Source organism: Streptomyces sp. NPDC047453 (assembly GCF_040643155.1).
Taxonomy (GTDB): Bacteria; Actinomycetota; Actinomycetes; order Streptomycetales; family Streptomycetaceae; genus Streptomyces.
Map to the genome: position 1 here is coordinate 1 of NZ_JBEYTS010000071.1, position 22,178 is coordinate 22,178.

Here is a 22,178-nt window from a genome sequence, read left to right on the forward strand (position 1 = left end):
TCCCCACCGACACAACCGACAACGACTGAACCAACACCAACCGGGTCAGAATTCAACCGCCCAAAGTGGGTCCGAGTTCAGCCGACGCCGACACCAGCCCTCCAAGCCGCCCGCTCCAGGAACACCGGCCCGTGCGTGACGTCCGTGGCGGCCTGCCGGGCCTCCCGTAAACGGACTTGAGCGACGGGGCGGCTTGTCAGCGCAGCCCGGGCGTCGGTGTCCGGACGATGGCCAGCCTCGCATTCCGGCTGCCGGCCGCATGGGCTGCTGTCACGGCCTGGCTCGACGCCTTGGCCGACGACGCAACGGACGCGCCGATCGATGCCGCCACCCGGCTTGCCGCCCTGACCCACGAGGTCCGTCTTGCCCCCGACCGGATGGGTGAAGACCTCGTGCACCGCGCGATCGCGTTGCTGCGGGAGATTACCCGCGTACCCGTGGTCACCGAACAGTGCGACGGGCGCGTGTGGTGCCGTCGAACGTCTCACGTGCGAGGGCGGGACACCCCGCCCAGTTCGACACGCCCCGAACACCTTGCCGCCACCTACCGCGACCGGCACTACATCTGGCCGGAACACTCCCCGGTCAGCAGCGTGGTGCGCGCCCTTCTTGCGGCTCTGGGCGAGCGGGCCACAGACCGTGCCGCCCTCCTGGCCGAGCAGCTCACCAGCTCCGATACCGGTACCCGGTACGACGCAGTCGAGATGGCCAGGATTTTCCCGGCCCGATGCCCCGCGACCTGACGCTCCTCGTCCTCGACCTTCTCCTCCCGGACGACCCGTACCTCGCCGGTCGGGTCACTCACGGACTCAGCCGCTGGCGGGGCGGTGCCCTCTCCATCGCACATGAGGACACCGCCACCGTCTGCGACGCCCTCGCCGCCTACGTCACCACCCAACGAGGCGAACACGGTCCCGATGTATGGGCTATCGACAACCCCCTGGTCCGCTACGCCTGCAAGAAGCGATCATGACTCTGGCTGACCACCGAGACCCCCGCGCCCTCCCCGACCTGCTGACCGCCCTTGACACCCGCGTCGACGACTGGCGCGTCCTCTACGGCGTCGGCGGCTACCCCCAAGCCGCCCACCAACTCGTACCGCTCCTCGCCGACGGACTGCCGCGTCGACCCGGCCACCCCGCACGCGCCCATCCCCGCCGGCCTCTACCTGTCCTGCTTGGCCGAACTCGGCGATCCCATCGCCTTGCCCGTGATCACTGACGCCCTCACGTGGGCGCTTCACCACCAAAGCTGGAGTGTCGTGGCCGACTCCCTCGAAGCACTCACGGCATTCGGGACAGCGGCGGCATCGGCCCGCGCCCTCATCCAGCCCTTGGCCAAGACGCAGGACACGAGCGTGCGCACCGCCGCCGAGGCCGCTCTCAAAGCTATCGGGACGGGGTGGACAAGACTCTGCCGGAGTTCCGTAACCGGGCGCCGGTGCCATCTGATGTTCGCTGGCCACCGCATGGGTGACAGCCACTGTTCCGGGTCCGGGCGCGGTGGGAAACTGCGGCGGTGTCGGGATTCGCTAGGGATACGAAGTACTACGGCGACCGTCTTGTGTACGAGCCGCTGGAGAGCAAGTGGGGCCGCTACCACGCGACCCACTGCGGGTGCGGGCAGCGCTGGCTCACCGCGCACGCCATCCCCGCCGGGTTCACGGACGGAGTCGTCAGCTTCGAGCATCCGGTACACCACCAGCACGAGTTCGCCGCGGACCGCCGCCGACCATGACCGACAGAGCAACGGCTTCTCAATGGTGGTATCCGGTGGATCTTGGCACGGCGGCGTCGGATCGGGCTTCGCAGGGGCCCGCGCCCCTGCATGGGATGGATCCAGGCTCAGGGTGGCTGAACTCACTGCCAGAAACACTCATCGATCACGATCTGAGGATCGGTGGTCCTGCGGGTGAAGTGGTACCGGAGCCACCCCCGGCCGTGATCGAAGTAGATGACGTGCTCGCCACCGGGGCGGGTGGACTGGACGGGTTCGACACTCATTCCGCCTGGAAGGTCGCGGTCGCTGTCGATGCCCCGGAAGTACGGGTCAGCGGCGGTGACGAGTTCGGCGCGGGCCTCGTTGACCAAGACACGGGCCTCTTCGGGGAGGCCGTTTCTGTTGTCCTCGGCGTTCTTGGTCCAGTCGGCTTGCCAGGGCGGCCCCATGAAGTCGTCGGTCACTGGCCGGGCTCTGCCTTCGCTGCCGTGCGGCGGATGCGTCCGGCTTCTTCAATGAGTGACTTGGCGCGGGCGTAGTCAGGTTCCCTGCCGGCCTCGTCCTCCAGACCGTGCACCTTCGCTTCCAGTTGAGGGTCGCGGGCGAGCGCGAATTCGCCCCACCAGCGGGCCATGAAGGCGGGGACCGGCGCGAGGTCGTAAGCGTCGGCGATGTCTCGGCGCCAGTGTCGATCGAAGTCGACGAGGAGTTGCGGCGCATGCTGGGCGATGGCGGCGCGGAGCGCCTTCGGTGTCCTGTCGGGCATGGGGGGCACGGCCCCAGAGCCCAGGGTGGCGGTAGTCATGAACGGCAGTTCCCATACTTGGCGGTCGGTCAGGCAGCAGTTGGCTTCATCCGGCCTGGGACACTGCCGTCAGGCTCTTCGGCAGCTGGTTTCTTGTTGTCCTTAGTGGCGCTTTCTGCGAACCGCTGCCTGGCCCGGGCGAGGCTGTTGTCACGCAGGGTGTAGATCATGCTGGAGTCCTTGTAGCCCAGCATGCGGGCAAGTCTCACGACGCGTCCGTACGGCAGCTTTCCGCCGACGGGTGCGGTGACGGCGGCACGAACGTCGTCTTCGAGTTGTTTGCGGAGCTGGTCGAGCTGCTTTTCTGCGCGGGTGATCTCGGCGCGGGTATTGCGGACCTTCTGCACGTCGGGGTCCTGGTCGTCCTTGTTCTGCTTCGCCGACATGCTTCGCATCATGACACCGCAGACCACTGTTTGCAACACTGCCGATCTCGACACTATGGTTTCGCAGACCATAGTATCGTCGCCTGAACGATCGCCACGTCGGCGGTGAAGTCCCGCTGGAACCAACCCGTGTCCGACGGCTCCGGCATCGTCGCAGGTCCACGACGGGCTCCCGGCTGAGCGGTTCGCCCTCCCACACGCCGATACTCAGGACCTCCAGTGCAGGGTGCGCGGCGGCCTCAACGCTTCTCAGACTGCGGCTGTTGACGTGCGCCGCGGTCGGCGGCTCGTCGTCCGCGGGCCAACGGGGCCCACTCCCCCCCGTCCGGGGAGCACCATCTCGGTGAGGGAGTCGGCGATCAGGCCCGTGCCGATACTCTCCTCGTGGCTGAGGATGATGACCTGCCCGGTGTGCCCGCCCGGTCCCGGGGTCAGCTCGATCGCGATCCGGTCGCCGTCGCAGTCGCCGAAGGCGATCCAGCCGGGCGAGTCGACCAGCCGCTGCACCGCGTTGTCGTGCCGGGTGTCGACCGCCTCCGCCTCCAGCGCCGCACACATCCAGCCGATCACCCGCGAGCACCAGGCACACGGCGACTCAAGGTTCAAAATCTTGGTGATCCTGTAAGGTCAGGCCGCCACCTGTGACACGCAGGACCTGGAACGCGCTGAACACAGTGACCCCTGAGCGGGTCACGCCGCCTGCAGTCCGGGGGAGGTGCGCGGGCGCACCAAGACAAGCCGTTCATCCCCCGTGGCGGGCCCGCCCCCCGTTCACCTCGCAGTGTTTCGAGCGGAGTTCACGTGCAGCGCTATGCCATGCCCATGGCTTTTGCGACGTTCTCCTCCGCGTGAGCGGCGAGTAACGCCTTGGCCGTCCCTCCCCCGCGCTACGTGCGACAGGGATTCTCCGAGGTCACGGCTGATCTCCCTGAGCCTGCGGCCTGTCCGGCGCCGAAGGGAGGGTGAGCGTCACTTCGCCAGCAGTGGTCTTGAGTCGCACAGGTCAATGGGCGCCGAGGGGGCGGAATGAGCAGCTCGGGCATCCCCTCCACCAGCACCACGACCCCGACCACTTTGCCGGCCTCGGAACTGCCGACCCAGACGGGATAGGTGCCGTCCCCCGTCGTCGCGAAGGCCGCCAGCTCGCCGCCGGAGGCCTGGTCCCGGGTGCGCAGCAGGTAAACGGAGTCGCTGATGTCCTCGTTCACGTCCGGGTCCAGGTCCGGGTCTCCCTGGATCAGCCCTTTCTCGAAGAGCGCCAGGAGAGGCTCCCAGGCCCCGGCATCGGCGAAGCTGCCGGTGGCACCGTCGGTGTCGAAGATCTCGTTCTCCCGGAGCAGGCGGGGGTCGTCGTCGGGGCGGCGGGCCATCTCCCAGGTCGCGGCGGGGCTCTCGCTGATGAGCACGCGGACGGCCATGGTGTCCGTACACGTGACCTCGCTCCCCTCCCACTCGCAGTGGTAGGTGTGGCGGGCCTGCGCCTCCTCCAGTACGTACTCCCCCGGCGGGAGGGGGACCGTGATGTGCGGCCCGTCGCCGTCGTCGCTGTCAGGGCCGGAGACGGCCAGCAGCCCGCTGGGCACGCGCAGGGCTCCGGTCCGACGCGGCTCCACGACCGTCATCTCGGGGTGGTACCCGTCGGTCACGCGCACCCCAGGCCGGAACAGCTCACCGATCGGCCCGGGCTGCACGGGGCGGGGCGGACGCCAGCAGGTGGCAGGCGCGAGCCCGCTACCGTCGTCGGCTGCCGCGGCCGCCTCCGTGATCTCGAAGACCGGCGGCTCCGTGAGCCCGTGGACCTGGGCCGAGAGCAGCGGCCACTCCCCGAAGACAGGCCGGTCCGTCCAGCGCTCGTCGTCGCGGACCCGGGACACGGTGACGTACGAGCCCCCGCCCTTGCCCTGGGGCTCCTCAGTCCGCCGACCCCTCCCGTCCGGGAAGAGCTCCCACGGTGATGCGCGGACACGCCTCGTCGCATTCCGTCATCTCCGGGCCGATGTAGTTCCAGCCGACGGTGCACCGGCGCAGCAGCCGCACCGGGTCGTCCAGCAGCCGCATGTCCAGGTCGTAGGTACGGCGGCCCTGAGCGTCGTACATCCACAGCCCGACATAGTGGTCCCGCCAGGAGACGAGTCGGACCTCCAGCGGAGCCTCCCGGCCCGCCTCCCGGTACACCACGTACGGAAGCCCGGCGGCGTCCCGCTCACGAGCCTCCCCCACAGATATTGGCCGCCAGGCCACGCGGGCCTCCAGTCCCACGCCTGCGCGTACCCCACCTCGACCACCATTGCCGCTCACCGGTTCCCGCTCGCGTAAATGCTGGGCTGCAACGTAAACCGCCGCCTGTGACAACGGCCCTAGCCTAGGGCCGGGCCCGGGCCCCAGGCGGTCTTCCCCAAGGCAGGCCGTACAGCCGCCGCCGGCTTGCCCACGTCTACGGCCCGCGAGGCATCCGGCCAGCACCGGCATGCCGAGCCGGCACCCGGCCAGACAGCCGCGACTGCGCCGACCCGACCGCGCAAAACCACCCCACCGAGGCCCGCCGGCACCCCACCGCTGGTCACTCGCCTGGACGGCGTGGACGATATCGACGCTGATCTGGTGATCTCCACAGTGCCCCTGTCCGGCCGGGACGCCCCCGTCGTGGTGGTGAACGTCTTCACCATCTGGAAGGACATCGAGTCCGTTCGGGCCGCCATCACCCGCACCACTCTGGAAAGTGTGCTGGAACGAGAGGCGCTGTCGTCGACCGCTTTCACCGACGGTTTCGCCGTGCCACACGCGAGGGCGGCCGCCGGGTTGACGTCATAGCACTGATCGCGTTCAGCACGGTCGACCGGCCTTCCTTCCGGTTGGCGTTCGAGGAGCTGACCGCGGTGCTGGGCGAGCGGACCGGCGTAGAACGCCTGGTGCGCGCCGCGAAGGACTATCCGTCGCTGGTAGCGGAGCTGGAAGCGATGTTGCCAACCGACTGATCCGGCCCTCGGGACCCAGCCCCAGATCACTCCCCCTGGCGCGATCGTCCGGGATGCCTTCGTCCAGCTCCGCTGACAGGGGAGCCGTTCCGTTCACCATGCTCGTCGACGTGGGTGCCGTGCCCGCCGCTGCGCTCGCCTGCCGCTTCGACGCCCCGCCCGACTCACGGCCGAGATCGGTGCGAGCCGCGAGCTGGGTCACATGCGTTCCGCCTCGCCGTCCGTTCGCTGCGGTCGGCTGTACATTCGAAAGTACACCGGCTGATGGCTGCCCATGCACTGCTGCACTGCTGCACCGAGCCCAAAACCCCGGATGACCAGGGCGGCTCCGCGAGCAGCGGCTCCAGGCACCCGGCAGGTGGGCCTTCGCCGTATGGCGGGGGCGGTCCGGACATCTGCCGGTCACCCGGCGATCAGCCCACTCTCAAACCTGGAAGGCATGACACAGTACTCAGACGTCGCAACTCCTGCGGTAGACGCCCCGGCCCCCGTGCGCGACAGCGGGAAGGCACCGGCGGGCCGGCTGATCGGGCTGGATCTGGCCCGCGGACTCGCGGTATTCGGCATGTACGCGGCTCATGTGGGACCCGACCCTGACCAGGGGGGTGTGACCGGCTTCCTGATGGAGCTGGCCCACGGCAGGTCCTCCGCGCTCTTCGCCTTCATGGCGGGCTTCGCCGTTGTTCTCATCACCGGGCGCAGGGCGCCGAAGACGGGGCGGGCCGGGCGCCAGGCAGTGGCCAAGGTGGTGATCCGGGCCGTGATCCTTCTGGCCGTGGGCACCGCCCTGACCATGAGTGGCACCCCGGTCGATGTGATCCTTGCCTTCTACGGCCTGTACTTCCTGCTCGTACTGCCGCTGTACCGGCTCGGCGCCGGCCCCCTGGCGGCGATCGCCGCGGGAACGGGCCTCATCCTGCCCCAGGTGCTCTACGTGGTGCAGCAGGCGATCGGCAACAGTGACGTCCGCTCGCCCGGTGAGCCCGACGGCATCGTCTCGCTGCTCTTCAGCGGCACCTACCCGGCTCTGACCTGGGTCCCGTTCGTGATCGCCGGCATGGCCGTGGCGCGCCTGGACCTGGCTGCCACCGCTGTTCGGATACGCCTGGCCCTCACGGGTGCAGCCCTCATGATCACCGGCTACGGAGGCTCCTGGCTTTTGCTTCACGTCTTTCCCGGCGCCGCCGACGCCATCGGCGCGTCGACGTCGGCCGGGGGTGGGGCGAGCGTGTGGTGGTCCGACACCGCGGGTTATCCGTCCGGGGACACCCCCGCCTGGCTGATGGCTGCCTCCCCGCACAGTGAGACCACCCTGTCGATCTTGGGCAACACGGGCGCGGCGATCATGGCCGTGACCGCGTGTCTGGCCGCGACGGACGCCCTCCCGCGGCTCCAGTCCCTGGCCCGGCCGGTTATCGCAGTCGGCTCCATGTCGCTGACCGCCTACGTCTTCCACCTCTTCGGCATCCGGTTCCTGGGCATCGAGGAACTGCCCGGATCACCCCTGCACGTCCTGCTCGGCTTCATCGCCGCCGCCATGGTGGTCGCGACCGTCTGGTCGCACTTCCAGCAGCGCGGACCACTCGAATGGCTGATGACCAAGGCGACAGGCCTGGCCCGGCACATCCCCTGAGCGCAGAACCGGCCGAACCGACGCCCCTGCCCCCGGCGGTCGACGGCCCTGGCTACGACCGCCGCGGTGAGCCGCGCGGCGTACGTCGTGCCGCGGAACAGAATGCGGCGAGCCTGCGCCAGGACAGGGCCGTCGACCATCTTGCCGTCGAAGAGGAAGGCTCCGGCAGCGCTGCGTGCTCGCTCGAGGACAGCTGTGGCCCACTTGGTGTCTGTCGCTGACGGTCGGAAGGCGGCGCGTACTACTGACCGCCAGGGGCGCCGCTGGGGTTCGGGTCGCGGACTTCGACCCGGTCTTCGCCGAGCTGACCAAGATCTCAGACGATGATCCCGGCGTCCTGTACCGGCCGGACGACCACGCGACGCCGTCCCTCCCAGTCGCGGACCGGCTCACCGCCTGCGCGCGGGAAGCGGCATCGAGTGGCGAGACCGGCAGGGCGAGGGATCTGCACCTGCGCGCGGCTGCCGTCTGTCGGATCGCGTGGTTCCCGATCAACAGGTCACCGCTCAGCCGGCAAGCCTGGGAGAAGGGCAAGGCGGCTATGAGGAAGGCGCCCGACTGCTCGATTCGCCGAGTGTCCCGATCGACATCCCGTTCACGCATGCCGATACCTCTGCCGGGGACCTCGACGCCGGTATACCTACCTGCGCGTGCCCGGAACCCGCGGACGGGTGGCCCGCCGTGCTGTTCATCTGCGGGCCGAACGCCTACCGGACCGACCACCCGCCGCGCCCCCACCCATTCGGCTGGGAGAGCAATGGTGTCATCCGTGCAGAGCACACGTTTCGGAGGCAAGGTCGCGATCGTCACCGGCGGCAGTCGTGGGATCGGCGCGGCCATCGCACGACGGCTGGCCCAGCGAAGGCGCAGCGGTCGCGATCGGCCGGACGCGGCGATCAGCGCATTTACATGCGGACCTATGGCACCCCACGCGGCCATCGTGGCCGCCCCCGCCCGCTACACCCTGTCGCGATGGCTGGTGTCGCACCACGGGTAGCGGCGGCTGCGGCGGCAGGTGCACAGGGCGACGCGGAAGCGGTCCGAGAAGACGGTGCTGCCGTCCTCGAGTTCCACCTCGACCGGGCCGTCGACCAGAATCGGACCGCGGCGCTGCATCGTGACCCGGCGGGGCGGGTCGGGGCGCGCACCGGCGGCGGAGGTGTCCGGGCTGTCGCCCGGATTGTCATGCGGGTTGTCGGAGGGGACGTTCGGCACGGATGACCACCAGCTCTTCCTTCTCGTCGGCGGCTTCCTCCGCGGACAGCAGGCCGCGTTCCCGCAGCCAGCCGCGCCGCGAACGCAATACGGGACCGAAGGCGATCCAGCGGCGGCGCACCACCGCGGCCTCGAGTCCGGTCGCTCGCAGCCGGTGCAGAGTGCGGTCGGGGCCGCTCAGCGCGGAGTGCACGATCAGCAGCACGCCCCCGGGTCGCAGCAGCCGGGGTGCGTCCCGGCAGATCCGGTCCAGGACGAGCCGCCCGTCGCGCCCCGCGTCCCAGGCGCGGCGCCTGCCGCGCGGCCCGCGCCGGCTGTCGGGGGCCGGCACGTACGGCGGGTTGGCCAGGACCACGTCGAACGATCGTCCGCGCACCGGGCTGAAGAGGTTCCCGTGGTGGATGCGGACCGGAAGCCGGCTGAGCCAGGAGTTGAGCCGGGCGGTCCACACCGCGCGCCAGGAGACGTCCACCGCGGTCACCTCGGCGCCCCGCCGGGCGGCCACCAGTGCCAGCGCACCGCTCCCGGTGCCCACGTCGAGGACCCGCGCACCTGGCTCCCACGGTTCGTCGGACAGGGCTTCGGCCAGCAGGGCGGTGTCGTCCTGCGGGGCGTAGACGCCCGGAAGTACCAGTGCGTTCACATCCGGCGGGTACCCCAGCATTCAGGTGATACCGGTCATTTCCGCCGCGAGGGGTGTGCGCAGCGACGACCAACCGGCCCGCCAATCGGTGAGCAGCCGTCCGCCGAAGCAGTCCTCCAGGTGTCCGGTCGCGTCGATGCCGAAGGCCACGTCGGACACCAGGTGCGGTTCTTCGGCCAGCAGCCCGCCGATGACGTCGTGGCGTACGACCTGCTCGTGCACCGCGTCCGCCTCCACGTGTTCGTCGTAGAAGAACCGCGCGGCCGGTCCGGCGCCCGTGCGGCGCATGGCCTCGGCCAGCCGGCGGGAGCCCGGGGAGGAGGTGATCTCGACCGCGGCGAAATGGCCCACCAGGGCTCCCCGCAGCTCGCGGTGCAGGCCGAACAGGGACATCAGGTTCACCGTCGCCAGGGCTTCCGCCGAGGCCGCGTCCAGATAGCGGCCGTACGTCGTGTCCAGGCCCAGATCCCGCATCAGGTCGGCGAACAGCCGGGCGTGGACGCGCTCGGCACGACCGCCGCCCCACTCGTCGAACTCCACCGCCGCCATCGCCGCCTTGGCCCGACCCCACAGGCGCGGCAGCACCCAGGCGTGCGGGTCGGCCTCCTTGAGGTGGTACAGGGAACGCTGTGCCGCGTACTCGCGCAACTGCCACAGCCTGCCCTCGTCCCGCAGGTAGTGGCTGACACTGGTGCCCTCGACCGGCTCGACGAGCAGGCCGGCGAGCGCGTCGTCCAGGCTGTCGTGCCCGGGAGTGTCGGCGCGCAGGGCGGCCAGGAAGCGGTGCTCCAGAGCCGAGCGAACCGCCAGCAGGCCGGGGTCCCACTCGTACCGGGCGGCGACCTCCGCGAAACCGCGGTAATGCAGCTCGTAGCAGAGGTACAGGGCGAGCTGGAGATCGTCGCCGTACGGCCCCGCGCCGCTGGCGTCCTCGGCTCGGGGCAACGGACCCGTGCCCCGCAGGTACGCCGTCACAGCCGCGGAGACCGGCCCCCGGTCGGAAGGCAGCTCGGGTCCTCGGTGATCGTTGGCCATGGCGCCCGGGTACCCGCGACTTCCGGCGGAGCACCCCCGTCTTTCCCCGCGGACCTCCCCTGTGCGTGCCGACAACCCCGCTATCGGCATCCCCCTTGGGCACTTGCCGAACGAACCCGGCCAACACCTCAACAACCGACTCCACGCCCTACGGCTGTTCGAGGACGGCAGCGACCTGGCTCATGATGCGCTGCCAGTGCGCCCGCTGCTGATCGCGCTCTTCGGCGCCCGCCAGGTGTTCTTGGTGGAAGCGGAGCATCGCGCGGGCCCCGTCGGCGGTGGGGGTGAGGGCGATCTGGAGAGTCGTGGCGCCGCGGGTGACGCGGATCTTCCGCCTTGGGTGGAAGCCGCGCACCTCCCCGGTCACTCCTGCGGCCGTCTGGTAGGGGGCGCCGCGCTCGGGGGTGAGGGTCGCGCCGGGGTCTAGCCAAAGGGCGAGCCCTTCGGGACTGCTAATGAAGTCCCAGACGACGGGCGCAGGGACAGCGTTCGGGGCACGCTGATCTGCCGGCTGACGTCCTTGGTGAGTCCTGACATGGCAGGTTCTATGCCTGCATCGAAGCGACGCCTGCGGTGGCGTCCTCGGCCGGAGCCGTAAGCAGCGTGAGGCGACGACGGCTTCCGGATTCTTGCATGAAGGGGCCGGTGAACGGGCTGGATGATCAGGGTGCGCCGTATCGGGCGCAGGTGCTGCTGAAGAGGACGCGGCCTCAACGCACGAACACGGGCGCCGCGGCATCGCAGCCGCCGCACTCTACAACCGGCTCCACGACGACCTACGCGTGCCGTTCACATACCGCGTCCCCTCCAGCGGCGACCAGGAGGCGAAGGCCGAGGGCTGGCCGGCCTCGTTCGCCGCCTTCTCACTGGGGCAAGGGATCGCCGACAACCGGCCCTTCTACGCCCGCGGCACCCTGGACGCCGACCGCGCCGCCCTGGTGGTTGGCGGCGCCGGGTCGGGGCACCCTTCGGCCATGGAGGACAGCCGGCTCACCCGCCCCCCGACCCGTGCCTTCGTACTGGGCGGCGGCGGTGCACTCGGCGCCTACGAAGTTGGCATGCTCAAGGCGCTCTTCGCCGCCGCCTTGCACCCGGACCTCGTCGTCGGCACCTCGGTCGGCGCGATCAACGGCGCCGCCGTCGCGGCCGAGCCGTCGCGGGCGTCGGTGGCCCAGCTCGCTGACCTGTGGACCGGCCTTGGGCGTGCCGGCGTGTTCTCCGGGTCGCTGCTCGGGCGGCTGAGCACCGCCGTGCGCAGTGGCACTCACCTGTACCACCCCACGCCGCTGCGGGAATTGCTCTCCTCCCACCTTCCGGTGACTCATATCGAGGGTTTGGCCCTGCCGTTCCAGTGCGTCGCGGCGAACATCGAACGGGCCGCCGAGCACTGGTTCGCCGCCGGGCCGCTGGTGGACGCGGTGCTCGCCTCGTGCGCAGTGCCCGGGCTGCTGCCGCCCGTCCGGCTCGACGGCGAGCACTTCGTCGACGGCGGCTTGGTCAACAGCATCCCCGTCAGCCGCGCTGTGGCCCTCGGCGCGACCGAGGTCTACGTCCTGCAGGTCGGCCGTGTCGAGCGAGCCCTGTCCCCGCCGCGGGCTCCCTGGCAGGTGGCACTGGTGGCGTTCGAGATCGCTCGCAGACACCGGTTCGCCCGCGACATGGCGGACCTGCCGCCCGGCGTTACGGTCCGCGTGCTGCCTTCGGGCTCGGGCCCCGAGGAGGGCACAGCCACTCTGCGGCAGTTGCGGTACCGCAGCTTCGGCCGGACTGCCGAGCGCATCGAGCGTGCCTACGCGGCCACCTCCCGGTACCTCGAGACCGCTCTCAGCGCACCCGACGGCGCGCCATGACCGATGCGGGTGTGCTCGGAATACGCCCGGCGCGGCTGACCGGTGCGGTGGTCACCGGGCTGCGCCGCACGACCACCACCGCGCTGCTGGTCGTCCTCGTCCCTATGGTGGCCGCGCTCCTCGTCGCCGCGGGCGTGCTCTGTGCGCCGGTCTCGCTCGCCACGCGCGGCCCCTGGAGGCCGGTTCGGATCACCGGCTTCGCCCTGGTGTACCTCCTGGTGGATTTGGCCGGGCTGGTGGCCGCCGCCGGTCTGTGGGCGCGGCGGCTGCCCGACAGGCGGGACCGCCAGGAGCGGCGCGCCGCGGATGCGTTCGCCGTGCTGGAGAGGCTGCTGCGGCTGCTACGACGTGCGGGCGAGCGGGTCTTCCGGCTCCGGGTGGAGGTGACGCCCCCGCCGCCAAGCGAGACCGGAAGCGCGGCGGCGCCGGTCCTGGTCTTCGTACGGCACGCCGGGGTCGGCGACTCCTTCCTGCTGCTTCAGACATTGCTCAGCCAGGTCGGGCTGCGCCCCCACACGGTCCTGAAGCGGGCACTACGCGCCGATCCCGCTCTCGACGTCCTCATCGGGCGGGTCCCCCACTGCTTCCTTCCACCCTTCGGCGGCCGGGCCGAGGACGCGATCGGGGGCCTGGCGGCCGGGCTGGGCCCGGGTGACGCCCTCGTGATTTTTCCGGAGGGCGGCAACTTCACACCGCGCCGCCGCCGACGCGCGATCGCCTCGTTGCGGCGCCGGGGGTTGCCGCGCCGGGCGTCCCGCGCGGAACAGATGCACCATGTCCTGCCGCCGCAGGACGCCGGTGCCCTCGCCGCGATCGCCGCCGCGCCCACGGCCGACGTGGTCTTCGTCGCCCACACCGGCCTCGACGTCGTCCACTCGGCGCGCACCGTTTGGATCCGGCTGCCGCTACGCGACAGTGTGCGGGTGTACTGGTGGCGCATACCCGCAAGGCGCGTCCCGCCAGGCGATGATGCCCGCAGCGAGTGGCTGCTCGCCCAGTGGGCCCGCGTCGACCGCTGGATCGCCGATCACGCCACCCCGGACGCGACGCACGCGTGAGGTCCAGAGCCGCACTCCCCCGGCCCCGGAATCCACCAACTCCCGCCCACGCAGGCGTCATCCACCCCACCCAGTGAAACGACAACGATCTTCACCAACCAGACGACACCATTAACACCAACCGCCCACCACAACCCGTCCCGCAGCAGTGAAAGCAGATGACGCCCGCCCGGTGAAGAAACCCGGCCTCGATTTGATGGTCACGCAGATGATGGGCGTCGTGGGCGGCCAAGCCTCCCAAGCCATGGTCGGCAGCGTCATGAAAGCCACACCCGGCTCCCCTGGGTCCCCAAACCCTACGAATGGCTGGGGCAGGCCCGGCAGAAAGGTAGAGCGTCATGAGGTGGTCCAGCCGAGCGACGACGGCCGAGCCGCAGGTACTACCTCTGGGGCCCTGCCGCCGCGTTGGTGGGCGCCGATTACCTGGTGGTGGGTGTCGCGGACCGTGACCCGCACATTCCACCCACAACGCGCACGGACGCAGGCGAGGGGCTACGCACGGTTGTCGACCTCGCCAAGCTGTACAGAGGCGGACCGTTGCTCCGGTTGAACACGGACGCAAGATCATCTTCGTCCACTTCCGATACCCCGAAGCCCTTGCCTCCCACAATGCATCGCTCCAGCCGTGATCTTGGTCTGCAGCCCCCCATTTCCGTCTGCGTCCCGCTGGTGGACCATGCCTCCGGTGGTCCACGTAATCGGGAGTGGCTGGACGATCGGGCGGGCTGCAGGAACCGTCCGTCCCGCCCTCACTTGATAGGCCAGGGCCAGCGCGCTTCGGCGGCTCCGCCGAGCCGACCAAGAAAAGCAGGGAGCCGAGAAACGGGCCGAGGAAGAAGCACGTGCATCTGCGCAGGAAGTTGACCGTTTGACCGCACGCGCCAGCGCCCGGTGCTCGCTGTGCGTAAAGAAGCGCCAGCATGGTCCGTACCGGTACGGATGAGGAAGATGAGGACGCGATTCGCACAGCGAACAAGCGGATGGCACGTAAGGCACGATCATGAGCCGATGGGGGCAGGACGCCGCCGGCAGGCCACTCGTGGGCGGTCCGCAGATTCCGCATGAAATGGGCCTATATCGCAACCAACCGGGCACATGGACGGTACTCCTCTTCCTGGAAGATCGGAGGCCCTGGTGATTGCCCTCGGAGTCATCCTCCTCATCCTCGGTTTCGTGTTCGGCATCTCCATCCTGTGGACCATCGGGATCGTGCTGCTGGTGATCGGTGCCGTCCTGTGGGTCCTCGGAGCACTCGGACACGCCGTCGGCGGACGACGCCACTACTGGTGATCGCACCGTGGCCCTCACCGCAGGTGAACCACGGCACTAGGTGAACCACGGCACTCATCGCGATTGGCTGCCGCCCCGGCGTCAACTCCGTTCGGCGGAAGCCCGAGACACGCGGCCGGCAGCGGCACCGTGCGGACCGGCCTGGATCTGTAGGGGGAGAAAGCATGCGACTGCAGCCCCGGTTTCGCCGCCTCGGCGGCCCCTGGCAGGCCAGCGACGCAGTTCTGGCGGTCCCGCTCGGGCTGATCGTCGCCATCTTGATCGTCGATATCCTGACCCCGCCCAACCTCCCACTAGGACCGCTGCTGATTGTGGCGCCCACGATGACTGCCTGGTTCGCTGGACCTCTCCTCACTGGGGCGGTAGGCGCCATCGCCGTGGCGGCCCAGGTCGGTGCCGGCGTGGCACTCGGCATCCTGGACATGGCGTTCCTTGCGCAGGTTCTTGCCTTGGTGGCGGTCACGGTGCTCGTTACCGGGCTCTGCTACCTGCGAACCCGGCACATCCAAGAGCTGGCGCAGGTACGGACGGTGTCCGAGGTCGCGCAGCGCGCGGTACTGCGGCCTCTGCCGCACCGGATCGGCCCGCTGCAGGTTGCCTCCGCCTATCTGGCTGCCGAGGAAAATGCGCTGATTGGCGGGGACCTGTATGCGGCCGTCCGGACGCCTTCCGGTACCCGGCTGATCATCGGCGATGTCATGGGCAAGGGACTGACCGCTATCGGTGATGCCGCCCTTCTGCTCGGTGCCTTTCGGGAGGCCGCTCACCGGCGCGCAGAGCTGCCCGAACTCATGGCCCACCTGGAGCAGAGCGTGTGTGTGAATCTGGCCCAGCCCGCGGAGGGGGAAGAGGCCGGGGAGGGCTTCATCACTGCGGCAGTGCTTGACGTTCCCGACAAGAGCCCCAAGGTGCAGATGGTCACCTGCGGGCATCCGCCCCCGCTGATACTGCACGCCCGGCAGGTCGCCTCGCTCCCCTCCGCCCGGCCCGCGCCTCCGCTCGGCCTGTGCGAAATGTTCAGCCCCGAGTACTTCGTGGACGCCTTCGCCCTCCAGGCGGGCGATCTCCTCCTGCTCTACACCGATGGCGTCGTCGAGGCCCGCAATTCCCACGGCGCCTTCTACCCACTCATTGAACGGGTCGCCAGGTGGCCCCAGAAGAGCCCGCCGGAGTTGGTCGACCGCCTCTGCGTCGACTTGCTTGAGCACGTTGGCGGACGCCTTACCGACGACGCTGCCGTGATTGCCATCCAGCGCGCCCAAGACGCCGTATAGCTCTGCATGCGCACTACAGGGGACATCACAGCGCCCCGACAGCGGCGGTAGAAGTCCTGCAGCCAGCGGCGCGCTGGGCGCGTACCGGTACGGCTTCGCGGGCGCCCGCCAGACCCGGGCGTCTGCGTCATGATCCGCCGGATAGGCCCTCTGAGAGACGTCCGTTGATCGTGCTGGGGACCGGTATGGCGCGCTCAGGGCCAGGTGAGGACCAATTGTCGTCGGTGCGACGCCGTGGGCACGACGGCATGGAGGGAAAGGATGGAAGGCGTCGTGGTGGGCGAGGACCGGCCGGTGATGTGGACTGAGGCGGCCAGGGGGGCGGCGGGGTGTGTGGTGGCGCTCGCCCTCACGTGGGCCGCTTTGGAGCTGTTCGACGAGCGGCAGTTCCCGGTCGCCGCACCACCGGTGATGGTGCTGGGCCGGTGGTTCTACAACAGGCACCGTCACTGGGGCGCCGGTCTGGTGGCCGCAGTCTCCGGCTCGGTCGTGGTGTTCACCTCGGTCGACCGGCTGCGACCTCATCTGGACCGGCTACTCGCCGACACCACGGCGACCGCGGCGGGGCTGGTGGTCGCCATGGCCGTGTTCACGCTCTGCTCCCACGTGCGGCGGAGGGCTGACACCGTACGAGGGCGACGACCGACGTGGTGCCCGGCGTGGCCTGTGCCTGCGTACCCTCTGGCACCGCTACTGGGAGCCGTCGCCGTACTGCTCGGCGTCGCTCTGATCTTCGACAAGGCCGAGGAGCGCGCGTATCGAGCCGCTCGCCCCTGTGGCGCGGCGGTCACCGAGGACTGCCTGCGCCCCGTCCAGGCCACCGTGCGCGGCACGGAGATCCGCGAACAGCCCAAGAAGCAGCGGTACGACCTCCGGCTCACCGGACCCGGATCAGTGCCCCGGGAAGTGGCCCTGGGCGGAGCCGAGCCGCTGCTCAGGCACCTGCGTGCCGGAGACGTGGTCACCGTCACCATGTGGCGGGACTACGCGGCCGCCGTGAGCAAGGACGGCGTGACACAGTACTCCGACGACACCCCCCAAGGACTGCCCCTGTGGAGCACGGCCATCACCCCGGCCCTGCTCGCCATCGGCCCCTTCGCCGCATACGCGGGAGGACACGCGGTCGCGCGCACTCCCCACTACGCCGCACGGGGCTGCCGTCAGGCCTCGGAAGCCTGCGCCGGGGCCTGCCGCGTCATCCGGTGGAGCCGGCGGCACCCGGGGCTGTCGTGGGCACGGAGGGCAGGGAGGCAAACAGGTTCACCTCGACGGCCCCGGCGATCAGCAGGCCGATGACTCCCAGCGCCACCGCTCCCCAGGCGACGGCCTTCACCCAGGCGGCGTCGCCCCGCCCCGAGACGGGCTTGTGCCACAGCAGAACCGCAACCGCGACGACGACGGCGATCAGCGCGAAGACGCCATTGACGAGGGCGGTGGTGTGCCACGGGTCGCCGTAGATCGCGGCGATCTGGTTGGCAGGGGAGCTCGACTGGGATTCGATCTGGCCTATCAGCTGCTGGCGGGCCGACATCACGGTGCTGACCCAGGTGCCGGTGAGGGAGGCGAGGCCTAGGCCTGCGGCGGCGACCGCAGCGGCGCCGCAGAGCAGGCCGGACGCGCTCCGCTCCGCGGCAGCCGCGACATCGGCATCCGCCGCGTCGTCGTCCTCGCGCACGTCCTCGTCGAGGGCTTCCCCGTCGCCCGTCAGCGCCTCTGGGGCACTCTCCACCCGTACATCGGCTGTGTCGGCCGTCTTCTCGGTCACGGCATCGTCGGTCGCCGCCTCGCTGGCGAGGTTCCCCCGTGCCACGGCCTCCGCCGCGTCCCGCTCGGCTGTTTTGTTCGAATTGTCTGTCCTGGTGGTGTCCATGGTCAGCGACCGTAGGGGCGGTTTCTGAGAGCTTGCTGAGAAATCAGTGTCTCAGGGGCCCCACGGACGAAGCGGGTTCAGATGTTCATCACCGGCTTAGTTCGAGAACAGCCGCGGTCCATGCGAAATGAAGCCGTGGAACGTTGCGCAGGGTCGACGCCGATCACTGCGGTGGCGTGCTGCACGAGCCGGCTAGTGAAGCTCGATCCCCCACCCGTCCCCCAGGCTCCCCCGTTGGATGGAAAGCCCCTGTTCATCGGGCGCACACACGGCCCGCTGTAAAGCTGCCGAGCTTTCGGCTCACCCGTGTGTCAGCGCTCGCATCAGCGGAGACGCACGTCGAGGTCGCGAGGACCAGACCGGGACGCGGTCACGAGCGGGCGCGGCGGGAGCCGCACGCCGCGGCGCTGACCTGGACGCTGTACCGCCTCCCGCTCGAGGAGGAGGAGGAGTCCTTCCAGGGCGATGCGGCCCGCAGGCACGTACGTCTGACCTACAGTCGCATGAACGACTGGGAGGGGTGGGCGCGGCAACTTCCGCGGCCCTGACGGGACAACCCCGAAGGTTGGTCGGAGGTCTGAATCATCATGCGCATGTACCGGACCGGCGCCCTCCTCGTCGCACTGCTCGTCGCTCTGCTCACCGTTACCGCGTGCGGTTCGCCCCGTGCGGGGAGCGGGCGGAAGGCCTTGGACCGTCCCACGCCGTGGACCGCGCCGAAGGGGCCGGGCGGTTACGGCGGTCTGCTCCTGGGCGCACGCTGGCGGGTCGACTGGGCCACCGTCGACGGGCGCAACATCGACGCACCGCCGAACGCCGGCGCGTGGGTGGAGTTCGGCTACGACAACACGCTTGTGGGCGACTACGGGTGTACGCCGTTCAAGGCGTCGGCCACGGTCACCGCCACGACGCTCACCGTCGGTGCGCAGGCGTCGAGGGCGGTGCCGGATGAGGCGTGCCCGGCGAAGGAACGCGCCTTCGAGCGGCGGATGAGGAAGATCTTCACCGGCGGTCCGCTGGCAGTGGCCGAGCGGGTCGACGACGTGTCGATGACCCTGAAGAACCAGCGGGGCGACTACGCCGCGCTGCAAATGCTGTGGCCTCAGGGGCTCTTCGGGGCACCGTGGCAACTCCAGTATCTGATCGTCGCCGACGCCACCGTCGCGATGACGGCCGGCAAAGAGGTCTACTTCGTCTTCCACCGGGATGGCACGGTCACCGGAAAGGGAGGCTGCAACGGCATCAAGGGCCGGGCCGCCTTCGCAGGCGAGCACGTCACGCTGTACTCGCTCACCCGAACCACGCACCGGACATGCTCACGGAAGATCATGTCCGAGGAGGACAACCTGCTCAACCAGGACCCGCGCACGTTCACGGTCATGACCGGTTCCGGCATCAAGTTCGTGGACGAGACCGACGGCCTCAACTACTTCGGCTACCACTTCATCCGGCTGACCGGCACACCACCACGTCCAGGGGCCTAGATTCACAGTAGGCCCAGCTCGCTCACCGGCGGTGCGCACCCGGCCCCGGAGGGAGCCTCTGGGGCATCCATGGGAATCCAGGACTTTTGCGGCCGAAGAACCTGGTCATGTGCTGACTGCCGCGCGGTCTGTAAATCTGCCGTGGGCCGTCTCGCGGCCGTCTGACGGTGACCGGCGACAGCCGCTAACGACCAGCAACGACCATGAGGGCGCGACTCACAGTCGCGCCCTCATGGTGAGTCTGCCCAGCTAGACCCAGGTGTCCAGCCACATTCGTGACCGCGAGGAGTCGATGGGAATCGACGTGCCCGTGTACAGGGGCCAGAAGTGTGGGAAGTGACCTGCCACCCCCGGCCTTTTCCAACCTGGAGAGGCAGTCGATCGGTGCTTGTCATCGGCGCCTGATAGACCGTGGCTATGACGTTCCTGGTCATGGTTGAGGGTGATGCAGGTGGATGGCGTGTGGATGAGGATGCGCTGACGGAGGCGATCCTCGATCGATGGGCTGACGTCGAGATCCGTTCGGAGCAACTCAGCGAAGTGCGCAGTCTCATATGGGAGTTCGAGACGATGAACGGTACCGGAGAAGCGTATCTGCATGTGGAAGGCAAGTGCCTGTACATGGACGTCTGGGAAGACGACGCCATCCGGTTGGCGATCCCCTTCCGCAGGCTGACGCCAGGCAACCTTGACCTGGGCTTCTGCGATGAGGGCTATACCTTCGATGTTCGTCTCCCTCCGGGGACGAGCGAGACCGAGCTGAAAGACCTGGTGAATGCGGCAGGCTGAACTCTTTTGGAGGTGTTGAGGCCGCCTGGATGTACGCGGCAGTGAAGCTCCTGGTAAAGGTCCCGAAAGAAGAAGCAGGCCCTTGAACGCCAGCCGCGCCGCGGGCTCTCTCTACACGTCTTGGAATCCGCCGCCGCTGCCGTCCGCGGGGCACTCAAGAAGGCCGCCCGCGAGCAGACCACCACCAGCTGGGCCTGGCTGGAGCAGCAACTCGGTTCCGCGCTGCCCCACATGACATTCGCGGACCGTGTCCAAGTTCTACCCCTCGCCGACCAGGCCACAACCGCCGACCAGCCACTCCGGTCGTGCATCGACGCCGCTGGAGACCTGGACATGACGACCTACCGCAAGGTCACCAGCGCTCTGGGCATGGACGTACCCGTTGACAACGACGACCTGCGTGACGTAGTCGAAGCCGACATACAGCAAGTTCACCGCCACTGGCGACACCAATAGCCGTCCGACTCACCGCCTGCGAGACCGAACCGTCATTGCACATATGGCCAGACGGTCACGCCGCGTTCGCGGGCGAGTTCGGCGAGGGGGAGCTTCTCGTCTTCCCGCACAACGAAGACGACGCACAGTTCGTGCTGTTCACCCACCAGCCACTCATTGCGCCGGCGAGAGGCCTGCGGATCGTCCCCGGTGACCGCGGCGTGATACATGAGGGTGTCGACGCGTGGTGTTGCCGATGGGTCAGCGTCCTGGGCAGCCGTTGCCCATTCCTCGACCATCTGATCGGCCGCCGTCTCACCGGCGTGCAAGAAATAGAGCGGGTGCTCGGGACCGACTGTCTGTGTCGCGTCGCGCCATACGTCCATGAGCACGCGCGATGGCGGCCACCGTCTGCTCCTGCCGGGCAGCACGGTCGGCCCGGGTCCGGCGCAGCGCCAAGGCACGAGTGTCCTCGGACTCGCGGCGGCGCTGGAGCCGAGCCGCCTCGATCGGGGCTGGCTGATCGTCCGAGGACACCTCCGGCTCCGGAAGCAACCGGTGCGGCTCAGCGGGTCCGGTAGCGCGCGTGGATCAGTCCGCTGTCGAAGGCACGCTCCTCGACCAGTTCGAGATCGAGGCGCACGCCGTCGGGGAAGAACCGTTTGCCGCCGCCGACCACGCTCGTGGTGATGAACAGGTGGTACTCGTCCACCAGGCCGGCCGCGATCGCCTGGGCCGCGAGGTTCGGGCCGTCGACGGTGAGGTCGTGATCAGCCTCGGCCTTGAGCTTGCGCACCGCGTCCGGGTCGAAGGTCCGCTCGATCCTGGTCTTCGCGCTGGACACCGACTCAAGCGTCGTGGAGTACACGATCTTCTCCGCGGCCTGCCAGTCGCGGGCGTACTGCAGGATGTGCGGCGGCTGGTCAGGCTCGGTGTGCGCGGTCTCCCAGTAGACCATCGTCTCGTACATCCGCCGGCCGTAGAGGTACGTGCCGACAGGGCGGAAGAGGTCGTTGATGAAGGTATGCACCTCCTGGTCGTCGGCGGGGCCGGTGCCGAGGTCGCCCTCCGCCGCCTCGGCGTAGCCGTCGAGCGAGGTGATCATCGAGTAGATGAGCTTTGCCATGCGTCTCCTTCGGGTACGAGCGCGTCAGTCTGCTAGCGGTCCTGCAGACTGTGACCTCCGCACGACTCGGAACTCATCGATCGGCTGGCCGGCCGGTTCCGTCAACCGTCAGATCCCGGACGAAGCGCACCTCGTCGGCGGGCTGCCCGCGCAGTTCCGCGCCCTGGCCACCCGCTACGCGAAGCGAGTGGCCCACTACCGGTCGGACCTCATCATCGCGGCCATCGTGGTGAGTGCTCGTCGCCCGTACCGCAGTGATGTGTCCGATGCCCGCTGAGCTCTGATCGAGCCGGTCTTCACCGCCTGGAGGGTGAGACGAACTGGGCCCGGAACGGCGGCGCGCGTGCACGACCTGCGGGAGATCGTCAACGCGATCCTGTACGTCAACCGCACCGGCATCCCGTGGGAGTACCTGCCGCACGACTTCCCGCCCGCCGCCGCGCCCGGACAGGTGACCGACACGGTGACACCGGGTGGCTTTGTACGTGAGAACGAACGGGAGCCGTTTGTCGCTGGCCATGTCAATGACTTTGAGAGTCGTTTGTAAGTGGCCACGGGAGGCGCCTGCTGACCGGGCCTGGTGATGTCTCC

The 22,178-nt window shown here is 69.2% G+C and carries 28 protein-coding genes and 2 pseudogenes; 17 read left to right on the plus strand and 13 right to left on the minus strand.

Annotation, left to right across the window (positions count from 1 at the left end; genetic code table 11):
• Positions 1 to 227 precede the first annotated feature (227 nt).
• The 4 genes from ABZ818_RS34990 (at position 228) to ABZ818_RS35005 (ending at position 1,737) form a co-directional block, all read left to right on the plus strand.
• Positions 228 to 743: a hypothetical protein gene (locus tag ABZ818_RS34990; RefSeq protein WP_361423876.1), complete on the plus strand. Its 516-nt coding sequence runs from the start codon at positions 228 to 230 to the stop codon at positions 741 to 743.
• Entirely contained in the window at positions 728 to 973 is a 246-nt protein-coding gene (locus ABZ818_RS34995; RefSeq protein ID WP_361423879.1) for a hypothetical protein, read from the plus strand. The genes ABZ818_RS34990 and ABZ818_RS34995 overlap by 16 nt, the downstream gene beginning before the upstream one ends.
• Positions 970 to 1,221, plus strand: a complete 252-nt coding sequence (locus tag ABZ818_RS35000) for a hypothetical protein (RefSeq protein WP_361423882.1) — start codon at positions 970 to 972, stop codon at positions 1,219 to 1,221. The genes ABZ818_RS34995 and ABZ818_RS35000 overlap by 4 nt, the downstream gene beginning before the upstream one ends.
• Positions 1,222 to 1,518: 297 nt before the next feature.
• The gene (locus ABZ818_RS35005) at positions 1,519 to 1,737 is read left to right on the plus strand and encodes a hypothetical protein (RefSeq protein WP_361423885.1); all 219 of its coding nucleotides are present in this window, start codon (positions 1,519 to 1,521) and stop codon (positions 1,735 to 1,737) included.
• 122 nt (positions 1,738 to 1,859) lie between these two features.
• On the opposite strand, the gene ABZ818_RS35010 is transcribed toward ABZ818_RS35005, so the two are convergent.
• The 6 genes from ABZ818_RS35010 to ABZ818_RS35035 all read right to left on the minus strand — a co-directional run bounded on the left by ABZ818_RS35010 (position 1,860) and on the right by ABZ818_RS35035 (position 5,169).
• Positions 1,860 to 2,183 (minus strand): hypothetical protein, encoded by a 324-nt coding sequence (locus ABZ818_RS35010; RefSeq protein ID WP_361423888.1) that lies wholly within the window; start codon positions 2,181 to 2,183, stop codon positions 1,860 to 1,862.
• A complete protein-coding gene (locus ABZ818_RS35015) occupies positions 2,180 to 2,485 on the minus strand; it encodes a DUF6247 family protein (RefSeq protein WP_361423891.1) in 306 nt (101 codons plus the stop codon). The genes ABZ818_RS35010 and ABZ818_RS35015 overlap by 4 nt, the downstream gene beginning before the upstream one ends.
• A gap of 68 nt (positions 2,486 to 2,553) precedes the next feature.
• Entirely contained in the window at positions 2,554 to 2,910 is a 357-nt protein-coding gene (locus ABZ818_RS35020; RefSeq protein ID WP_361423894.1) for a hypothetical protein, read from the minus strand.
• 249 nt (positions 2,911 to 3,159) lie between these two features.
• Complete coding sequence (locus ABZ818_RS35025) at positions 3,160 to 3,480, minus strand: SMI1/KNR4 family protein (RefSeq protein ID WP_361423897.1); 321 nt, start codon at positions 3,478 to 3,480, stop codon at positions 3,160 to 3,162.
• A 317-nt stretch (positions 3,481 to 3,797) separates the two neighbouring features.
• A complete protein-coding gene (locus ABZ818_RS35030) occupies positions 3,798 to 4,784 on the minus strand; it encodes a DUF4241 domain-containing protein (RefSeq protein WP_361423900.1) in 987 nt (328 codons plus the stop codon).
• Positions 4,785 to 4,821: 37 nt separating this feature from the next.
• The gene (locus ABZ818_RS35035) at positions 4,822 to 5,169 is read right to left on the minus strand and encodes a hypothetical protein (RefSeq protein ID WP_361423903.1); all 348 of its coding nucleotides are present in this window, start codon (positions 5,167 to 5,169) and stop codon (positions 4,822 to 4,824) included.
• Positions 5,170 to 5,511: 342 nt separating this feature from the next.
• Between ABZ818_RS35035 and ABZ818_RS35040 the strand changes: the two genes are divergently transcribed.
• The 3 genes from ABZ818_RS35040 (at position 5,512) to ABZ818_RS35050 (ending at position 7,518) form a co-directional block, all read left to right on the plus strand.
• Positions 5,512 to 5,721, plus strand: a complete 210-nt coding sequence (locus ABZ818_RS35040) for a PTS sugar transporter subunit IIA (RefSeq protein ID WP_361423906.1) — start codon at positions 5,512 to 5,514, stop codon at positions 5,719 to 5,721.
• Positions 5,722 to 5,762: 41 nt separating this feature from the next.
• Positions 5,763 to 5,885 carry a hypothetical protein gene (locus tag ABZ818_RS35045; RefSeq protein ID WP_361423909.1) on the plus strand — a complete coding sequence of 41 codons (123 nt, stop codon included), beginning with the start codon at positions 5,763 to 5,765 and terminating at the stop codon, positions 5,883 to 5,885.
• Positions 5,886 to 6,324: 439 nt separating this feature from the next.
• On the plus strand, positions 6,325 to 7,518 hold the full coding sequence (locus ABZ818_RS35050; RefSeq protein WP_361423912.1) for a DUF418 domain-containing protein: 1,194 nt from the start codon (positions 6,325 to 6,327) through the stop codon (positions 7,516 to 7,518).
• Between the two features lie 957 nt (positions 7,519 to 8,475).
• On the opposite strand, the gene ABZ818_RS35055 is transcribed toward ABZ818_RS35050, so the two are convergent.
• The 4 genes from ABZ818_RS35055 to ABZ818_RS35070 form a co-directional block, all read right to left on the minus strand.
• Positions 8,476 to 8,634: a CDGSH iron-sulfur domain-containing protein gene (locus tag ABZ818_RS35055; RefSeq protein WP_361423983.1), complete on the minus strand. Its 159-nt coding sequence runs from the start codon at positions 8,632 to 8,634 to the stop codon at positions 8,476 to 8,478.
• A gap of 67 nt (positions 8,635 to 8,701) precedes the next feature.
• Positions 8,702 to 9,397 carry a HemK2/MTQ2 family protein methyltransferase gene (locus ABZ818_RS35060; RefSeq protein ID WP_361423915.1) on the minus strand — a complete coding sequence of 232 codons (696 nt, stop codon included), beginning with the start codon at positions 9,395 to 9,397 and terminating at the stop codon, positions 8,702 to 8,704.
• Complete coding sequence (locus ABZ818_RS35065) at positions 9,398 to 10,411, minus strand: iron-containing redox enzyme family protein (protein WP_361423918.1); 1,014 nt, start codon at positions 10,409 to 10,411, stop codon at positions 9,398 to 9,400. It abuts the gene before it with no gap.
• Between the two features lie 148 nt (positions 10,412 to 10,559).
• Positions 10,560 to 11,150, minus strand: coding sequence for an SRPBCC domain-containing protein (locus ABZ818_RS35070; RefSeq protein WP_361423921.1), 591 nt, complete (start codon positions 11,148 to 11,150; stop codon positions 10,560 to 10,562).
• Positions 11,151 to 11,193: 43 nt separating this feature from the next.
• Between ABZ818_RS35070 and ABZ818_RS35075 the strand changes: the two genes are divergently transcribed.
• From ABZ818_RS35075 to ABZ818_RS35095, 5 genes are all read left to right on the plus strand, one after another.
• Positions 11,194 to 12,261: a patatin-like phospholipase family protein gene (locus ABZ818_RS35075; protein ID WP_361423924.1), complete on the plus strand. Its 1,068-nt coding sequence runs from the start codon at positions 11,194 to 11,196 to the stop codon at positions 12,259 to 12,261.
• Positions 12,258 to 13,319: a hypothetical protein gene (locus ABZ818_RS35080; protein WP_361423927.1), complete on the plus strand. Its 1,062-nt coding sequence runs from the start codon at positions 12,258 to 12,260 to the stop codon at positions 13,317 to 13,319. Before ABZ818_RS35075 ends, ABZ818_RS35080 begins: the two co-directional genes overlap by 4 nt.
• Positions 13,320 to 14,453: 1,134 nt before the next feature.
• A complete protein-coding gene (locus tag ABZ818_RS35085; RefSeq protein ID WP_361423930.1) occupies positions 14,454 to 14,609 on the plus strand; it encodes a DUF6131 family protein in 156 nt (51 codons plus the stop codon).
• 164 nt (positions 14,610 to 14,773) lie between these two features.
• On the plus strand, positions 14,774 to 15,883 hold the full coding sequence (locus tag ABZ818_RS35090; RefSeq protein ID WP_361423933.1) for a PP2C family protein-serine/threonine phosphatase: 1,110 nt from the start codon (positions 14,774 to 14,776) through the stop codon (positions 15,881 to 15,883).
• 261 nt (positions 15,884 to 16,144) lie between these two features.
• Positions 16,145 to 17,179 carry a hypothetical protein gene (locus ABZ818_RS35095; RefSeq protein ID WP_361423936.1) on the plus strand — a complete coding sequence of 345 codons (1,035 nt, stop codon included), beginning with the start codon at positions 16,145 to 16,147 and terminating at the stop codon, positions 17,177 to 17,179.
• Here ABZ818_RS35095 and ABZ818_RS35100 read toward each other — a convergent pair.
• On the minus strand, positions 17,079 to 17,753 hold the full coding sequence (locus tag ABZ818_RS35100) for a hypothetical protein (protein WP_361423939.1): 675 nt from the start codon (positions 17,751 to 17,753) through the stop codon (positions 17,079 to 17,081). The genes ABZ818_RS35095 and ABZ818_RS35100 overlap by 101 nt on opposite strands.
• Before the next feature lie 374 nt (positions 17,754 to 18,127).
• Here ABZ818_RS35100 and ABZ818_RS35105 point away from each other — a divergent pair.
• The 4 genes and pseudogenes from ABZ818_RS35105 to ABZ818_RS35120 all read left to right on the plus strand — a co-directional run.
• A pseudogene (locus ABZ818_RS35105) lies at positions 18,128 to 18,301 on the plus strand (oxidase); the annotation flags it as partial.
• A gap of 45 nt (positions 18,302 to 18,346) precedes the next feature.
• Positions 18,347 to 19,237, plus strand: a complete 891-nt coding sequence (locus tag ABZ818_RS35110) for an META domain-containing protein (protein WP_361423942.1) — start codon at positions 18,347 to 18,349, stop codon at positions 19,235 to 19,237.
• Between the two features lie 417 nt (positions 19,238 to 19,654).
• On the plus strand, positions 19,655 to 20,026 hold the full coding sequence (locus tag ABZ818_RS35115; protein ID WP_361423945.1) for a hypothetical protein: 372 nt from the start codon (positions 19,655 to 19,657) through the stop codon (positions 20,024 to 20,026).
• Between the two features lie 120 nt (positions 20,027 to 20,146).
• Positions 20,147 to 20,482, plus strand: coding sequence for a hypothetical protein (locus ABZ818_RS35120; protein ID WP_361423948.1), 336 nt, complete (start codon positions 20,147 to 20,149; stop codon positions 20,480 to 20,482).
• Positions 20,483 to 20,514: 32 nt separating this feature from the next.
• Here the strand turns inward: ABZ818_RS35120 and ABZ818_RS35125 are convergent, their stop codons facing one another.
• Both ABZ818_RS35125 and ABZ818_RS35130 read right to left on the minus strand, forming a co-directional pair.
• Positions 20,515 to 20,847 (minus strand): hypothetical protein, encoded by a 333-nt coding sequence (locus tag ABZ818_RS35125; RefSeq protein WP_361423951.1) that lies wholly within the window; start codon positions 20,845 to 20,847, stop codon positions 20,515 to 20,517.
• Between the two features lie 179 nt (positions 20,848 to 21,026).
• Positions 21,027 to 21,587 carry a dihydrofolate reductase family protein gene (locus ABZ818_RS35130; RefSeq protein WP_361423954.1) on the minus strand — a complete coding sequence of 187 codons (561 nt, stop codon included), beginning with the start codon at positions 21,585 to 21,587 and terminating at the stop codon, positions 21,027 to 21,029.
• 280 nt (positions 21,588 to 21,867) lie between these two features.
• Here ABZ818_RS35130 and ABZ818_RS35135 point away from each other — a divergent pair.
• Positions 21,868 to 22,017 (plus strand): annotated as a pseudogene (locus ABZ818_RS35135) (transposase); the annotation flags it as partial.
• Between the last annotated feature and the right edge of the window lie 161 nt (positions 22,018 to 22,178).

What these genes read in the sequence shown, in the direction of transcription:
- ABZ818_RS35115 (WP_361423945.1), top strand. Translation starts at nt 19,655, where the DNA reads ATGACGTTCCTGGTCATGGTTGAGGGTGATGCAGGTGGATGGCGTGTG.
- ABZ818_RS35015 (WP_361423891.1), bottom strand. Translation starts at nt 2,485, where the DNA reads ATGCCCGACAGGACACCGAAGGCGCTCCGCGCCGCCATCGCCCAGCAT.
- ABZ818_RS35060 (WP_361423915.1), bottom strand. Translation starts at nt 9,397, where the DNA reads ATGCTGGGGTACCCGCCGGATGTGAACGCACTGGTACTTCCGGGCGTC.
- ABZ818_RS35095 (WP_361423936.1), top strand. Translation starts at nt 16,145, where the DNA reads ATGGAAGGCGTCGTGGTGGGCGAGGACCGGCCGGTGATGTGGACTGAG.
- ABZ818_RS35000 (WP_361423882.1), top strand. Translation starts at nt 970, where the DNA reads ATGACTCTGGCTGACCACCGAGACCCCCGCGCCCTCCCCGACCTGCTG.
- ABZ818_RS34995 (WP_361423879.1), top strand. Translation starts at nt 728, where the DNA reads ATGCCCCGCGACCTGACGCTCCTCGTCCTCGACCTTCTCCTCCCGGAC.
- ABZ818_RS35070 (WP_361423921.1), bottom strand. Translation starts at nt 11,150, where the DNA reads ATGCCGCGGCGCCCGTGTTCGTGCGTTGAGGCCGCGTCCTCTTCAGCA.
- ABZ818_RS35100 (WP_361423939.1), bottom strand. Translation starts at nt 17,753, where the DNA reads ATGGACACCACCAGGACAGACAATTCGAACAAAACAGCCGAGCGGGAC.
- ABZ818_RS35125 (WP_361423951.1), bottom strand. Translation starts at nt 20,847, where the DNA reads ATGGACGTATGGCGCGACGCGACACAGACAGTCGGTCCCGAGCACCCG.
- ABZ818_RS35130 (WP_361423954.1), bottom strand. Translation starts at nt 21,587, where the DNA reads ATGGCAAAGCTCATCTACTCGATGATCACCTCGCTCGACGGCTACGCC.
- ABZ818_RS35080 (WP_361423927.1), top strand. Translation starts at nt 12,258, where the DNA reads ATGACCGATGCGGGTGTGCTCGGAATACGCCCGGCGCGGCTGACCGGT.
- ABZ818_RS35055 (WP_361423983.1), bottom strand. Translation starts at nt 8,634, where the DNA reads ATGCAGCGCCGCGGTCCGATTCTGGTCGACGGCCCGGTCGAGGTGGAA.
- ABZ818_RS34990 (WP_361423876.1), top strand. Translation starts at nt 228, where the DNA reads ATGGCCAGCCTCGCATTCCGGCTGCCGGCCGCATGGGCTGCTGTCACG.
- ABZ818_RS35050 (WP_361423912.1), top strand. Translation starts at nt 6,325, where the DNA reads ATGACACAGTACTCAGACGTCGCAACTCCTGCGGTAGACGCCCCGGCC.
- ABZ818_RS35065 (WP_361423918.1), bottom strand. Translation starts at nt 10,411, where the DNA reads ATGGCCAACGATCACCGAGGACCCGAGCTGCCTTCCGACCGGGGGCCG.
- ABZ818_RS35110 (WP_361423942.1), top strand. Translation starts at nt 18,347, where the DNA reads ATGTACCGGACCGGCGCCCTCCTCGTCGCACTGCTCGTCGCTCTGCTC.
- ABZ818_RS35020 (WP_361423894.1), bottom strand. Translation starts at nt 2,910, where the DNA reads ATGTCGGCGAAGCAGAACAAGGACGACCAGGACCCCGACGTGCAGAAG.
- ABZ818_RS35090 (WP_361423933.1), top strand. Translation starts at nt 14,774, where the DNA reads ATGCGACTGCAGCCCCGGTTTCGCCGCCTCGGCGGCCCCTGGCAGGCC.